This window comes from Pseudarthrobacter cellobiosi (assembly GCF_023913815.1).
In the GTDB taxonomy this organism is placed as follows: domain Bacteria; phylum Actinomycetota; class Actinomycetes; order Actinomycetales; family Micrococcaceae; genus Arthrobacter; species Arthrobacter cellobiosi.
In genome coordinates this window covers 59396-74415 of the sequence record NZ_JAMXBK010000013.1, presented here as the reverse complement: position 1 = coordinate 74415, position 15020 = coordinate 59396, and the positions used below count along the sequence as shown (strand labels likewise).

Sequence of the window (15020 nt, the reverse complement as noted above, 5' to 3'; positions counted from 1 at the left end):
CACTCAAGGGGCAGCGAGGCCCGGCACCCCAGCACGCCCTTCGCCCGCACAACGAGCCGAAACCGAATTCAGCTCATCCGCCCAGGCGGATCGGTGGATCAAGGCTAAGTACCGCAGCGGTGTGGTCATCCCCCGACGCCCGGACCTGGACGCCGGTGCTGCTCCCCCGTGCCGACGGCTATGCGGATGCCCGTGTTGTGTCACTCACTGCGGGGCCATCACGGACGGTGTCCCTGGTGCAACAGAGCTCCGCCGGGAAGCCCGTTCGCTATTCGACCTACTCCAGCGGCGACAACGGACTGACCTGGGAGCACGGAACTGACCTGGATGCGCCGTCGTCCGATCAGGAGGTGGCCTTTCCCCGGCTGGCTGTCAACGGCGAAGGGTTTGTGCTGCTGGCAACCCAAGGGCGGCCACGCCATCACACTCCCGTTCTTATGGTCAGCGGCGACGGCAGGCAATTCTCGGCCCGGCCTGTTGACCACACAGAACTCGAACAGGAGGATCTCAGTATTTACGCCATCGGGATCGCACGCGAAAAGTTGATGATCGCGGGCGCCACCGGGCCGGCTGACGGGCGCGAACCCTTTGGGATAAGCATCGATGTACCCGAGCCATGATGTGCCTGAGCCCTTGCGGAGCCCCTGCCGCGGACGGGCCCGCCTTGCAGCCGGCCGCGTTTCTGGCGTCAACAGCCGGTCAGGTGCCGCTTCGGCCGTTCCTGCCGGTAAAGGTAGCGGCCGGTTTCCTGGAATCCCGCCTTGGCGTAGAGCTGCTGGGCTCCGGAGTTCGCTGCGGTGACCAGCAGCCAGTAGCCGGCCAGGTTGCGCGCGTGGCCTTCATGCAGGAGTGCCTGCATGATCCGCAGGGCATGGCCGCGTCGCCGGGCGCCCGGGCGGGTGGCCATGCTGTACAGCCCGCCCCAACTGCCTCCTGCCTCCCCGGTGGGAGGGACAGCGAGCCGGCCGACGGCGGCGGGAACGCCGTCGTCGGACCTCACCAGGGCATAGAGCGACGGGCAGCCTGCCAGGATGCTGCGTGCGGTATCCCGATCGGCCGGGCCGCCGCGGCCATCCACACTCCACCACAGCTCCAGCCACTCATCGCTGGGATCCGTGAAGATCTCGACGCCGAGCAGAGCCGCCGCAGGTGGGCCCGCCGCCTCGGCGCCGTTGCTCCGGCACATCACCAGTGTTTCGGACTGCCGGGTGAAGCCTTCCCCGTCGAGGACGAGATTCAGTCCGGTGGAGCGGGGATCATCGAAGACCTGGAAAATCAGCGGCAGGCGCCGGCCGCGGTACCAGAGCCGCGCCGCACGCAGACCCTCGAGTTGCCGGTGGATGTCGCCCTCCGGCTCGCGCGGCCAGACCGAATTGGCGCGCTGAGTCACGCCGGAGGCCGCGCGAAGCACCCAGCCGTCGGATTCCTCTCGGTCCGGGGCCGGCCAGGCAGCGTCCATCAGCGACTCGAGCCCGGGCAGGGCTGGAGCAGGTCCTGGAGCTGTCATGGCATACCACCCTTCCGATGCGAAAGGCCCCCCGGTTTCCCGGGGAGCCTCTCGACTGCGGTGCTTGGATTACTCGGCCTTTTTGGGCTCTTCCGGTTTCGTTTGGGGCTTGAAGTCCACGCCGGCTTCCTTGCGCTGCTGCGCCGTGATCGGTGCGGGAGCCTGCGTCAGGGGGTCGTAACCGTTGCCCGTCTTCGGGAAGGCAATGACGTCGCGGATGGACTCAACGCCCGCCAGCAGTGCCACCACACGGTCCCAGCCGAACGCTATGCCGCCGTGCGGAGGTGCCCCGAACTTGAAGCCTTCCAGCAGGAAGCCGAACTTGGTCTGGGCGTCTGCCTTGTCCAGCCCCATCAGTTCAAACACCCGTTCCTGGACGTCACGCTCGTGGATTCGGATGGAGCCGCCGCCGATTTCGTTGCCGTTGCAGACAATGTCGTAAGCGTAGGACAGGGCCGATTCCGGGTCCTTGTCGAACGTGTCCATGAACTCGGGCTTGGGCGAGGTGAAGGCGTGGTGGACGGCCGTCCACTTTCCGGCGCCAACAGCCACATCGCCGGACGCCACCGCTGCGGCGGCCGGTTCGAACATGGGGGCGTCAACCACCCAGCAGAAGGCCCAGGCGCTGGGATCGATCAGGCCGGTGCGGTGGCCGATCTCCACGCGGGCAGCACCCAGGAGGGCGCGGGCCGCTGACTTCTCACCGGCGGCGAAGAAGATGCAGTCGCCTGGCTTGGCGCCCACGGCGTCGGCGAGGCCTGCACGCTCGGTTTCGTTCAGGTTCTTGGCAACCGGGCCGGCCAGTTCGCCGTCTTCCTTGAAGAGGACGTAGGCCAGGCCCTTGTGGCCGCGCTGCTTGGCGAATTCCTGCCAGCCGTCCAGGGTGCGTCGCGGCTGGGAAGCGCCGCCGGGCATCACCACGGCGCCGACATACGGGGCCTTGAAGACGCCGAAGCCGGTGTCCTTGAAGAATTCGGTGAGTTCCGTCAGCTCCACGCCGAAACGGAGATCGGGCTTGTCCGAGCCATAGCGCGCCATCGCGTCTGCGTAGGTGATGCGCTGGATGGGCGTCGGGATCTCGACGTCGATCAGCTTCCACAGCGCCTTGACGATGTTTTCGCCCAGGGCAATGATGTCGTCCTGGTCCACAAAGCTGGCTTCGATGTCCAGCTGGGTGAACTCGGGCTGGCGGTCGGCGCGGAAGTCCTCGTCGCGGTAGCAGCGCGCGATCTGGTAGTACTTCTCGAAACCGCCCACCTGCAGGAGCTGCTTGAAAAGCTGCGGGGACTGCGGCAGCGCATACCAGGAACCCGGCGCCAGGCGGGCGGGGACCACGAAGTCGCGGGCGCCTTCCGGCGTCGAACGCGTCAGCGTGGGGGTCTCAATCTCGACAAAGCCGTCCTGGTGGAGCAGTTCACGGGCAATCCGGTTGGCTTCTGAGCGCAGCCGGAGGTTGCGGGCGGGGCCGGGGCGGCGCAGGTCGAGGTAGCGGTGCTTCAGGCGGGCTTCCTCACCGACCTCCACGTGCTCGTCGATCTGGAACGGCAGCGGATCTGAAGTGTTGAGGATAACCACCTTGTCCGCCATGACCTCAATGGCGCCGGTGGCCAGGGCGGGGTTTTCGTTGCCCTGGGGGCGCTTGGAGACGGTGCCGGTGATCTGCAGGACGTACTCGTTGCGCAGACCGTGGAAGACCTCTTCCTCACGGACCACAACCTGGGCCACGCCGGACGCATCGCGCAGATCCACGAATGCAACACCACCGTGGTCACGACGGCGGCCCACCCAGCCGGCCAGGGTTACGGTTTGTCCAATGTGCTCGGAGCGAAGGGATCCGAGGTCATGTGTGCGCAGCACAGCACGCCTTTCTGAAGACGACAGCAGGAAAACAAAAGATAAAACTGCATAGGATCGTTCCGGGAACAATCCCGTCTGAGTTTACCCGCTGGAAAGGCCCGCCTCCCCCATGTCCGAGCACCAGCAGCTTCAACGCAGGCTTGGCGTGTTTGACGCCACGTCCATCGGCCTTGGCTCCATGCTGGGGGCCGGCGTTTTTGTGGTCTTCGCCCCGGCCGCGGGCCTGGCCGGAAATTTCCTGGTCCTGTCTGTCCTGATCGCGGGTGCCGTGGCCTACTGCAACGCGGCAGCCTCCGCAGAGTTGGCTGCACGGTATCCGGCCAGCGGTGGAACGTACGTGTACGGCCGGAAGCGGTTGGGGGAATGGCCTGGTTTCCTGGCTGGCTGGGGATTTGTCAGCGGCAAGACGGCCTCCTGCGCCGCGATGGCGCTGACGTTCGGCCACTACGTGGCACCGGGCTACGCCGTGCCGGTTGCCATCGCTGCGGTGGTTGCGTTGACCGCTGTGAACCTGTTCGGGATTACCCGCACAGCGTTCCTGACCAGGATCTTGCTGGTCGTTGTCCTGGCCACCCTGGTGTTTGTTGCCGTTGCCGCGATCGTGGGGCCGCATCCGTCCGGCGGGACGTCCGCTGGCTCGTCCCTTGCTGGCGGTTCGGGGGGAATCGAGGGGGTGCTGCCGGCCGCCGGCCTGATGTTCTTCGCCTTCGCAGGCTATGCGCGCATCGCCACCCTCGGTGAGGAAGTCAAGGACCCGGCCAAGACCATTCCGCGTGCGATCCTGGCTGCCCTCGCCGGCGCCTTCGTCATCTACCTGGCGTTGGCGCTGCTGCTCCAAAACCACTTGGCCGAAGGCCGGCTGGCCGCCACTGCGGCCCCGCTGCTGGAAGCCGTGGCTAATTCTCAGCTCGCAGCCGGCGCGCCAGTGGTCCAGGCCGGCGCGGCAGCAGCGTGCCTTGGCGCGTTGCTGGCACTCATCACCGGAGTGGGCCGTACCACCTTGGCCATGGCGCGGGAACGCGATCTGCCGGCGCCTCTGGCCCGGGTGGGCGGCAAGCACACGGTGCCGTTCGTGGCGGAACTGGCGGTGGCCGCCGTCGTGATTTTCCTGATCCTGGCCACTGACGTGATGACGGTGGTGGGGTTCTCCAGCTTCGGTGTGCTCATCTACTACGCGGTGACGAACGCCGCTGCGTACACCCTGGAGGAGCACCCCACCCACGGCCCGAGGTGGCTCAATGTGGCTGGCTTCACCAGTTGCCTGCTGCTGGCCTTCACACTGCCGCCCGCCTCGGTGTCGGGGATGGCCGCTGTGCTGGCCGCCGGAGCGGCCGGACGGTTCGTGGTGCTTCGGCTGCGCCGCTAGCTGGCCATTCAGGCGCAAGCCACGCCGTCGTGGGGCACTTTGGGGCACCAACCCAGGGAACCAGACCTAGAGTGCGGTGAGTCCGTGTCGAAGTGCCCCGTTCAGGCTGCCGCTGGGCTCCATCGCCGTCAGTGTCAGGGCTGCTGGCCGGCTGCCGTCGGCACCTGGACTGTTGTGACCTGGACGTTAAGGTCTTCCGACGGCGGAGTCCAGGTTGCGGGATCGGCGTCGGCCTGCTCGCCGGACCGGATGTCCTTGACCTGGTGCTTGCCGTCGTCGTCGGTGAACCAGACGAACGGGATCCCGCGGCGGTCCGCGAATTTGATCTGCTTCCCGAACTTCTCGGCCTTGGCAGCGACTTCGGTGGCGATGCCCCGGCTGCGGAGCTGGGCGGCAACATCCTGCGCGGCACCCCAGCTCTCGTCAGTGGTGAGCGCCACCAGCACGGCGGTGGGCACCGAACGGGAGGCCTTGGCCAGGTCCTGGCTCAGGATGCGCGACACCAGCCGCGTCACACCGATGGAGAGGCCGACGCCGGGGAACTTGCGGTTGCCCTTGCTCGCCAACGCGTCGTAGCGGCCGCCGGAGCAGATGGAACCGAGCTGTTCGTGGCCCACCAGGACCGTCTCCACCACCGTGCCGGTGTAGTAATCCAGGCCGCGGGCGATGCTGAGATCGGCAACAACCTTGCCCGGCGCGCGCTGCACGGCCGCTTCGATCACCTGTTCCAGCTCATTCAGGCCCTCCTCAAGGAGGTCGTTCGTCACGCCGAGCGCTCGGACCTGGGCCACAAACGAGGTGTCCTCGGTACGGATTCCTGCCAGCTTCAGCGCGGCCTGCGCCTGGTCATCAGTAGCACCCAGTTCGGTCTTGAGCAGCTCTGCGACCTTGGCTGCGCCGATCTTTTCCAGCTTATCGATGCTGCGGAGCACGCCGGCGGTGTCATCCAGGCCGATGCCGCGGTAGAAGCCCTCGGCAAGCTTGCGGTTGTTGATCCGGAGGCGGAAGTCCGGAATCGGCAGTGCGCTCAAGGCTTCGGCAATGACCAGGGCAATCTCCACGTCATAGCGGAACGGCAGCTCGCCGTCGCCCACCACATCGATGTCTGCCTGGGTGAATTCGCGGGCCCGGCCTTCCTGCGGGCGCTCCCCGCGCCAGACTTTCTGGATCTGGTAGCGCCGGAACGGGAACGCCAGGTACCCGGCGTTCTCAACGACGTACCGCGCAAAAGGCACCGTGAGGTCGAAGTGGAGAGCGAGGGCGTTGGGGTCAGCTTTGCCGGCCTTGCCCGCGTCGGAGGTGTCGGCGTCGTCGTCCTGAAGGCGGCTGAGGCCGTAGACCTCCTTATCAATCTCACCCTTGCGCAGCAGCTGGCCCACGGTTTCCACGGCACGGGTTTCGATGGACGCGAATCCGTGCAGCTCAAAAACCTTGCGCAGGGTGTCCAGCACGTGCAGCTCCACCAGCCGCTCCTCGGGAAGCCACTCGGGGAATCCGGACAGGGAGGCTGTGCGTGCCATGGTGGATGTTCTCCTCTTGATGAAGGGTGCCTGGGACTTTGCCCGGCATTCCGCCCGAAACGGGCGGGGAACGGCGGCAGTCTGGCAACTCATGCATAAACTATGTGCGGCAGTCAGTTTATGCGTCATCCGCCGGCATCTCTAATACGGCGGCCGGCACCGCAACGCTGCCGGCAGACAACCGCCTCCGGATTCAGTTCCTACCGGACGCGGCCCGATACAAGGAGGACCATTGGCGGCCAGTTCACGCAGCGCCCGCGAAGCCAAACGGCGCATCCAGCAGATGGAGGCAAAGCGCGAGCTGCGGCGGGACCAGGAGAAACGCCGCAAGCGCGACAACCTCATCGCTGCCTGCGCCGGAACCGCCGCCGTCCTGCTCGCCGTCGTGCTTCAGTTCACTGTCTTTGCCGGCAATCCCACTGAACAGGAATTCGCCGCCGCGGAGGCTGGCCTGACCAGCCCAAGCGACTCCCCCACGCCTTCCGCGCCCGCCACGAACGGCGCGAACATCCCGGCCCCGGACACTGCCACCGGGAAGGTGTTCACTGGTGAACTGGCACTGAACGGGAACGTGCTCGGCGTCGAAATCGACGGTGCCAAGGCACCCCAGGCTGCCGCGGTCTTCAAAGCACTGACGGACGAGGGCTTCTACAACGGCAGCGCGTGCCACCGGCTGACCACGGGAGAAACCTTCGGGCTGCTGCAGTGCGGCGGCGCCTCCGCTGCCGCCGACCCCGACTACACTTGGGGACCCCTCGAAAACACCCCGGCAGACAACACCTACCCTGCGGGCACGATTGCCATAGCCCGGTCCGGCGACAACGCCTACGGTAACGGCAAGCAGTTCTTTGTGGTCTACAAAGACACAGTGATTCCCGCCGACTCCGCCGGGGGCTATACGGTGGTGGGCAAGGTGACCTCCGGAATGGAAGCAGTGACCGCCATCGCCGCCGCGGGAATCACCCCCGGCTCCAGCGCATCAGACGGCGCACCTGTGCAACCAGTCACGATAGACTCGGTTTCTCTGAAGTAGGAAGCCAGGCCATTACGGCCGCGGTGCAGTACGTGAGTATTTCCCTCCAAGCGAAAGACTTTTAGCGGTGACAGACAGTCAGAAATCCGACGAAACAGCAGCAGACCTGACCGAGGTAACGGCCCCCGTGGCTGACCAGGCAGACGCTGTCCAGGCAACCGCCGAACAGGACACGGTTGACGAAACCGTGGCTGAAGCGGACGTGGATCCAGAAGGCGTGGATCCAGAGGGCGTGGCCGTCCAGACCGAAGCTGCCGAGGCCACAGCGGACCCGGTGGAAGAGAGCGCGGCCGGTGATGAGAGCGCGGCTGTTCAGGCTCCCGCTGAAGAAGCCCCGGCTCCGGCACCCGTGCCTGCTCCGGCAGCTCGACCCGCCCCGTCACCGGCAGCCTTCGCCGCCCGGCCCAAACCGGCAGCGGCCGCACCTGCGGCAGCACCGGCACCCGTCGCCTCCGCGACCTCGCTGGCGGAAGCCGCTAAGTGGGGCCGTGTCGAGGGTGACGGCCACGTATTCCTGACGATCGACGGCGATGAGCACGCGGTGGGCCAGTACCCCGGCGTCAGCAATGACGAAGCCCTTGCCTACTTCGCACGGAAGCATGACGACATTGTTGCGCAGGTCCTGCTCCTGGAACAGCGCATCAGCTCCAAGGCGCCCAGCACCGATATGCAGAAGACCGTCACACACCTGCGCGAGCAGCTCGCAGAGCGGAACATGGTGGGAGACCTCCGTTCCACCGAAGCACGGCTGGACGCTGTTTCAGTGCAGATCGCCGAACTCGAAAAGGCAGAGAAGGCGGAACACGACGCCGTTCGCTCCGCCGAGCTCGCGGCCCGCGAGGCCATCGTGGCCGAAGCCGAAGAGATCTCGGGGCAGGATCCCGCACAGATCCAATGGAAGACCTCCAGCGCCCGGATGAACGACCTTTTTGAAAGCTGGAAGACAGCCCAGAAGGGCGGCATCCGGCTTGGGCGCAGTAACGAGGACGCCTTGTGGAAGCGGTTCCGTGCCGCCCGCACCGTCTTCGACCGTCACCGCCGCGCCTACTTCTCCCAGCTGGACAGCACCAACTCGGCCGCAAAATCGGCCAAGGAGAAGCTCATCGCAGAAGCCGAGGCCCTGTCCTCATCCACTGACTGGGGCTTCGCCGCAGGCGAATACCGCCGGCTCATGGATGAATGGAAGGCCTCACCGCGCGCCAGCCGCAAGGACGACGACGCCCTCTGGGCCCGTTTCCGTGCCGCCCAGGATGTGTTCTTCACACACCGGCAGGCAGCCAACGAGGAGATCGACCAGGAATACGCCGCCAACCTCACGGTGAAGGAAGCGCTCCTCGTCGAAGCGAACACCATCCTGCCGGTCAAGGACCTGGCCGCGGCCAAGAAGGCGCTCCAGTCTGTCCGCGACCGCTGGGAAGAGGCCGGCAAGGTCCCACGCGCCGACATGGGACGCATCGAAGCGGGACTCCGCAAGGTGGAGGACGCTGTCCGCAACGCCGAAGAGGAAAAATGGCAGCGCTCCAACCCCGAGACGAAGGCCCGCACCAACAGCGCCCTGTCGCAGCTGGAAGCAGCCATTTCCGGTCTGCAGGACGATCTCGCCAAGGCCGAGAAAGCCGGCGACCAGCGCAAGATCAAGGGGGCCCGCGAAGCCCTCGAGGCGAGGCAAGCCTGGTTGGACCAGATCCAGCGCTCGGCCAGCGAGCTTTCCTAGTCAGTAGTCTGTAGGACGCTTGTCGTCAGGCGCCCGTCGCAGGACGCATGGGCCCGGTCCCGGTTATCCACATAGCCGGAACCGGGCCTGTGCGCGTTAAGGGAAGACGCGGCAGGATGGAGGGATGGCCACCTCCTCACCACCCCAATACCCGGACCTGTATTCGCCGGGGAAGCCTTTCGCGTGGCCCGAACTCCAGTCGTTGGCAGCTGACGGCGTCCTGGCGCAGTTCCACCAGCACGGGTTTACGCTGCCAGACGCTCCCGCGTCACCCCAGGTGCGGGCCAGGACGGTGGCCAACGCGGTTCCGGCAGCGGTCAGGCAGCGAGTGGTGGCCGGGCGGATGACGGCGGCGTGGATCTACGGCTGTGCGGCTGAACCGGACCGGCTGGCGTTGCTTGTGGATGCGAAGCGGCGGATTTCGAGCCTCCGCAACACCCGGGGCTGCACGCTCCATGAAGTCCGGCTTGGTCCGTTCGACGTTGTCAGCATGGGCGGGCTGATGGTGTCCAGTCCCCTGCGCACTGCCGTCGACATCGCCCTGCACGTCGACGCCCACCGGGCCTTGCCAGCGCTGGCGAGGTTGCTGGCCCGCCCGGAGCGGGACGTGCGGCTGCGCCTGCTGATCCTGGCCATCGAGGCCAGCCCGCGTCTCCCGCACAAACGGGCCGCACTGGAAAAGCTGGCCCTGTTAGCTCCGGCGCTTGTTGCCGGTGGTCCGGTAGACATCGAACACGCCGTCGATGCGCCGCACGGCACTGAGGACGTGGCTGAGGTACTTGGGGTCGCCCATCTCGAAGGCGAACCTGGAGATGGCCACCCTGTCGGTGGAGGTGTTCACGCTGGCCGCCAGAATGTTGACGTGGTTCTCGGACAGGACGCGCGTGACGTCCGAGAGCAGGGACTTCCGGTCAAGCGCCTCAACCTGGATCTCCACCAGGAAAACACTTGACTGGGTGGGTGCCCAGTCCACCTCGACAATCCTGTCGGGCTGGTCCCGGAGATCCGAAATGTTGGTGCAGTCCGTACGGTGCACCGAAACACCGGAGCCGCGGGTGACAAAGCCGAGAATCGGATCCGGCGGAACGGGCGTGCAACAGCGCGCGAGCTTCACCCAGACATCGCCAACGCCGCGCACCACCACGCCGGAATCGGAGAACTTGGTTTTGGCCACCTGCGTGGGGATGCTGACTTCAGTGATGTCGTCGTCAGTGCTCTCGTTGCCGCCCAGGCTTTCAACGAGTTTCTCCATGACCGACTGCGCTGACGTATGACCGTCCCCTACGCCGGCGTAGAGGCCCGAGATGTCAAGGTACTTGAACTCTGCGGCTACCGCCGCGAGGGCCTCGTGCGTCATCAAGCGCTGCAGGGGCAGGTTCTGTTTGCGCATCGCCCGTGTCAGCAGTTCCTTGCCGCGGTCAATTGCTTCTTCGCGCCGTTCCTTGCTGAACCACTGACGGATTTTATTCCGGGCTCGGGCACTCTTGACGAAATGCTGCCAGTCCTGGCTGGGCCCGGCACCTTCGGCCTTGGAGGTAAAGATCTCAACCCAGTCACCGTGGTTCAGCTCGCTGTTCAAGGGCACGAGCTTGCCGTTGACCCGTGCGCCGATGGTGCGATGTCCCACTTCGGTGTGGACGGAGTAGGCAAAATCCACCGGAGTCGATCCGGCGGGCAGTGCCATGACTTCACCCTTGGGGGTAAAGACAAAGACTTCGCGGGCGTTGATCTCAAACCGCAGCGAGTCCAGGAACTCTCCGGGATCGGACGTTTCCTGCTGCCAGTCAACCAGGGACCTCAGCCAGCCCATGTCGCCGTCGCGGGGGCTGCCCGGCCCCACAGCCGTTCGGTTGGGCTGATCCTTGTACTTCCAGTGTGCGGCCACGCCGTACTCAGCACGGCGGTGCATTTCGTGGGTCCTGATCTGGATCTCCACGGGCTTGCCGCCGGGTCCGATCACTGTGGTGTGCAGTGACTGGTACATATTGAACTTGGGCATGGCGATGTAGTCTTTGAAACGCCCCGGCAGCGGGTTCCAGCGCGAATGCATGGTGCCCAGGGCGGCGTAACAGTCCCGGACCGAATCGACGAGTACACGGACGCCCATGAGGTCGTTGATGTCGTCGAAATCCTTGTCCCGGACGATCATCTTCTGATAGATCGAGTAATAGTGCTTCGGCCTGCCGGTAATGGTGGCCTTGATCCGGGCGGTACGTAGGTCGTCGGTGATCTGGTCCCGGATGACGCCGAGGCTTTTCTCCCGTTCCGGGGTGCGGTCGCCCACCATCCGGACGATTTCCTCATAGACCTTTGGATAGAGGGCCGCGAAGGACAGGTCCTCCAACTCCCATTTGATGGTGTTCATGCCCAGGCGGTGGGCCAGGGGCGCGAATATTTCCAGGGTTTCGCGGGCTTTTCGGGCCGACGACTCCGCGGAGACAAACCGCCAGGTACGGGCGTTGTGGAGCCTGTCCGCGAGCTTGATCATAAGGACCCGGATGTCCTTGGCCATGGCTACAACCATCTTGCGGACGGTCTCTGACTGCGCGGCTTCACCGAAGCTGACTTTGTCCAGCTTGGTGACGCCGTCCACCAGCATGGCAACCTCTGGACCGAAGTCCCTTTTGAGGTCCGCCAGCGTGTAAGGGGTGTCCTCGACCGTGTCGTGCAGCAGCGCCGCGGCGAGGGTGGCTCCGCTGAGGCCCAGCTCAGCGAGGATGGTGGCTACGGCCACGGGGTGGGTGATGTAGGGATCACCGCTCTTCCGCTTCTGCCCGCGGTGGCTCTGCTCAGCCACCTCGAAGGCGCGCTGGATGAGATCAAAATCTTCTTTGGGGTTGTTCGCACGGACAGTACGCAGCAGCGGCTCAAGAATGGGCGAATAGGTTGCCGTGCCGCGGCCGGTCAGCCGGGCCAGGCGGGAGCGGGTACGCTCGCGGCGGCCGGGAAATGTTGGGCGGGCGCCCGAATTGTCCACGGGAACAACCGGCGCCGGGCGCGCGGAAGCGGTCAGTCCGGTCTGAACTCCGTGTCCCGGACTGTTATCCCCGCCTGCCGTTGGCACCGACGCCGAACGTTCTTCCAATGAAGCACCCCTCACGACTGGTTAATTACCCCAGTCTATTCCCCCGCCAGTTCACTTATGTAACCGGCGCCTAAATGCGAAACGGGCCGGGCGACGTCGGTATTCCGACGGCGCCCGGCCCGCTTTGGTGCGAAAGGTCAGGCCCCTGCGGGCTCAGCCGATTCTTCGGTCCGGGAGTTGTTCGCGGACCTGCGGTGTTCAACACGTTTCGCCTGCTTCAGCAGGTCAGGTTCGTTCTGGCGCAGCCAGGCATACATCGGCGCAGCGATGAATATGGTGGCCGCCGTACCGATCAGAATTCCGACGAACAGTGCCAGCGACAGGTCGCGCAGCGTGCCGGCCCCCAGCAGGCCGGCCCCGATGAATAGGATGGCACCGACCGGGAGTATGGCCACCATCATGGTGTTGATGGAACGCACCAGGGTCTGGTTGACGGCGAGGTTGACTTCCTCACCGAAAGTGCGGCGCGTGGACGCATCGAGGTCAGCGGTGTTCTCACGGATCTTGTCGAAGACCACCACCGTGTCATACAAGGAGTAGCTGAGCACCGTCAGGAACCCGATGATGGCTGAGGGCGTTACCTCGAAGTCGCTGAGCGCATACACGCCGGCGGTGATGAACATCGTCACCAGCATTCCAGCCATCGCGGACAGCGACATCTTCCAGGTCCGGAAGTACAGCGCCATTAGCACAGCGGCCAGGGCCACAAAGACGAGGAGGCCGATCAGGGCCTGCTTGGTGACATCCGCGCCCCAGGTGGGTCCGATAAAGGTTGATGTCACCTCGTTGTCGGTGACGCCGTAGGCCGAGGTGAGGCCTTCCTTGATCCTGAGGGTCTCGTCGTCCGTGAGCTTGTCCGTCTGGATCCGCATGGTGGTACCGGCGACATTGGCCACACGGGGAACGCTGCCGGCCACAACGTCTTCGACAACCTTTTCACCCAGGGCCGAGTCGGTGCTTTGCACGTTGGAGACGGTGAACTCTGAACCGCCGCGGAATTCGATGCCAAGGTTGAAGCCGCCCTTGGCAACCGGAAGGAGGATGGACAGCGCCACCGCCACCGCCGCGATGAGGAACCACAGTTTCTTGGCCCCGACGAAGTTGTAGGAGCGCTTCCCGGTGTAGAGCTCGTTGCCGAAATTGGCGAAGCTACTGGACATTACTTGTTCTCCTTGGCTGCGCTCTTGGAGGAGCCGCTGAGCTGCTCCTGCTTTTCCGCGAGGCGGCGTTCTGCGATGGTCATGCGTCGTTCAGCCTCGGCGACCGCGCCGGTGTTCTTGGCGCGGACCACGGAAGGCTTGGCCTCCGGCGTCCGCAGGCGCCCGGCGCCGCGGTACAGGGGCACAACACCCAGACGTTTGGGGTCCAGGCCGGAGAACGGGTGGCCCTCCCCGAAGAACTTGGTGCGCGCCAGGAGCTGCAGCGTCGGGTGCGTGAACATAAAGACCACGATGAGGTCGGCAATGGCCGTCAGACCCAGCGTGAAAGCGAACCCGCGGACGTTGCCGACAGCCACAAAGTACAGCACCAGGGCGGCCAGCAGGTTCACGGCCTTGGAGGCAAGGACCGTGCGCTTGGCCCGCTTCCAGCCGTTCTCCACGGCGGAGACCAATCCACGGCCTTCACGGAGTTCATCTCGGATGCGTTCAAAGTAGACGATGAACGAGTCAGCGGTCTGGCCAATGGCAACGATGATGCCAGCCACGCCGGCCAGGGAAAGCCGGTAGTTTTCAGTCCAGCCCAGGAGGGCAATGGCCAGATAGGTGAGGGCGCCGGCCACCACCAGCGATGCAATGGTTACCAGGCCCAAGGCTCGGTACTGGAAGAGTGAGTAGACCACCACTAGGAGCAAGCCGATGATGCCTGCAAGGAGGCCCATGCGCAGCTGTTCGCCACCCAAGGTGGCAGAGATCTGCTGGTCGCTCTGGATCTCGAAGCTGATGGGGAGCGCGCCGAAGCGGAGCTGGTCGGAAAGGACCTTGGCGGTCTGTTCGGTGAAGCCGCCGGTGATCTGGGGACGTCCGTCGGTGATGACTGCCAAGGAGCGCGGCGCGGAAATGACCTGGTCGTCCAGAACGATGGCGAACTGCGCCTTCGGGTCGTTGCCGGTCTCGCCGCCGGCTGCCACGTAGAACTGGTTCAGGCGTTCGGTGACTGTCTTGAACTTGGCGGTGCCTTCGTCGTCGAACTGGATGTTAACGGCCCAGTCGTTGGTCACAGCGCCCTGCGCACCCTGCTGGAGCTGGAAGGAGGACGTGACAATGTTGCCGCCCTTGACCTCCACCGGACCCAGGATGTACTTGATGGCCGGCGTGGTCTCAGTTGCCGGTTCGCAGGTAACAAGGGGTTTGGCGGGATCCGAGGCTTCCGGGCTCTCCGGCGCAGGATTGTTGCAGTCCATGGTTTCGAACTGCCGGTAGATGTCCGCGGTGATCCAGTTGATATCGCTGCCGTTGGCGGGTTCTGCCGTGGGCTTCGGAAGCTGGTCTTCGGGGGTGAGGGATTCCGTGGGGACGGGCGCGCCGTCTCCGTTCAGCAATACCGGACGGAAGTTCATGTCCGCGGAGGCCTGGATCAGGTCCCGGGTTTCCTTCGTGGGTGTACCCGGCAGGCTGACCACTACGTTGCGGCCGGACTGCGTGCTGATTTCCGCTTCGGCAACACCTGAACCATCCACACGCTGGCGGATGATGGCTACGGCCTGGTTGAGCTGCTCTTCATTGATGTCCGAACCGCCCTCAACCTTAGGCGCCAGGATCATCTGGGTGCCACCCTCGAGGTCCAGTGCCAGCTTGGGTGCCCAGCTTGCCTGTCCGGCAAGGGTGCCGCCGGCCAGGACGGCGGTCAGCACGGCTAGGACTACGCCGAGCCACACCAGTACCCTCAGACCTGAGTTGTTAGGGCCAGTTCGTGCCATTGTCGATCTTTCTCTTATTTA

Annotated in this window: 10 protein-coding genes and 1 pseudogene; 5 read left to right on the top strand and 6 right to left on the bottom strand. The window is 65.0% G+C overall.

What is annotated here, in order from left to right; all coding sequences use genetic code 11:
• Window positions 1–620: hypothetical protein (locus NG701_RS01060; protein ID WP_252563574.1), on the top strand; the 620-nt coding region annotated here is incomplete at its 5' end.
• 68 nt (window positions 621–688) lie between these two features.
• Here the strand turns inward: NG701_RS01060 and NG701_RS01055 are convergent.
• Both NG701_RS01055 and aspS read right to left on the bottom strand, forming a co-directional pair.
• Window positions 689–1507, bottom strand: coding sequence for a GNAT family N-acetyltransferase (locus NG701_RS01055; protein WP_252563571.1), 819 nt, complete (start codon window positions 1505–1507; stop codon window positions 689–691).
• A gap of 69 nt (window positions 1508–1576) precedes the next feature.
• Window positions 1577–3364, bottom strand: a complete 1788-nt coding sequence (gene aspS / locus NG701_RS01050) for an aspartate--tRNA ligase (protein ID WP_252563568.1) — start codon at window positions 3362–3364, stop codon at window positions 1577–1579.
• A gap of 109 nt (window positions 3365–3473) precedes the next feature.
• Between aspS and NG701_RS01045 the strand changes: the two genes are divergently transcribed.
• Window positions 3474–4730, top strand: coding sequence for an APC family permease (locus NG701_RS01045; RefSeq protein ID WP_252563565.1), 1257 nt, complete (start codon window positions 3474–3476; stop codon window positions 4728–4730).
• Between the two features lie 134 nt (window positions 4731–4864).
• On the opposite strand, the gene hisS is transcribed toward NG701_RS01045, so the two are convergent.
• Window positions 4865–6250 (bottom strand): histidine--tRNA ligase, encoded by a 1386-nt coding sequence (hisS, locus tag NG701_RS01040; RefSeq protein ID WP_252563562.1) that lies wholly within the window; start codon window positions 6248–6250, stop codon window positions 4865–4867.
• 232 nt (window positions 6251–6482) lie between these two features.
• Here hisS and NG701_RS01035 point away from each other — a divergent pair, with 232 nt between their 5' ends.
• From NG701_RS01035 to NG701_RS21540, 3 genes and pseudogenes are all read left to right on the top strand, one after another.
• Window positions 6483–7283, top strand: coding sequence for a peptidylprolyl isomerase (locus NG701_RS01035; protein WP_252563560.1), 801 nt, complete (start codon window positions 6483–6485; stop codon window positions 7281–7283).
• Between the two features lie 67 nt (window positions 7284–7350).
• Window positions 7351–8997 carry a DUF349 domain-containing protein gene (locus NG701_RS01030; protein WP_252563557.1) on the top strand — a complete coding sequence of 549 codons (1647 nt, stop codon included), beginning with the start codon at window positions 7351–7353 and terminating at the stop codon, window positions 8995–8997.
• Window positions 8998–9121: 124 nt separating this feature from the next.
• Window positions 9122–9580, top strand: a pseudogene (locus tag NG701_RS21540) (type IV toxin-antitoxin system AbiEi family antitoxin); the annotation flags it as partial.
• A gap of 108 nt (window positions 9581–9688) precedes the next feature.
• Here NG701_RS21540 and NG701_RS01020 read toward each other — a convergent pair.
• From NG701_RS01020 to secD, 3 genes are all read right to left on the bottom strand, one after another.
• Window positions 9689–12082 carry a RelA/SpoT family protein gene (locus NG701_RS01020; protein ID WP_305884414.1) on the bottom strand — a complete coding sequence of 798 codons (2394 nt, stop codon included), beginning with the start codon at window positions 12080–12082 and terminating at the stop codon, window positions 9689–9691.
• 137 nt (window positions 12083–12219) lie between these two features.
• The gene (secF, locus tag NG701_RS01015) at window positions 12220–13242 is read right to left on the bottom strand and encodes a protein translocase subunit SecF (protein ID WP_252563551.1); all 1023 of its coding nucleotides are present in this window, start codon (window positions 13240–13242) and stop codon (window positions 12220–12222) included.
• Complete coding sequence (secD, locus tag NG701_RS01010) at window positions 13242–14999, bottom strand: protein translocase subunit SecD (RefSeq protein ID WP_252563548.1); 1758 nt, start codon at window positions 14997–14999, stop codon at window positions 13242–13244. Before secD ends, secF begins: the two co-directional genes overlap by 1 nt.
• Window positions 15000–15020: the final 21 nt, after the last annotated feature.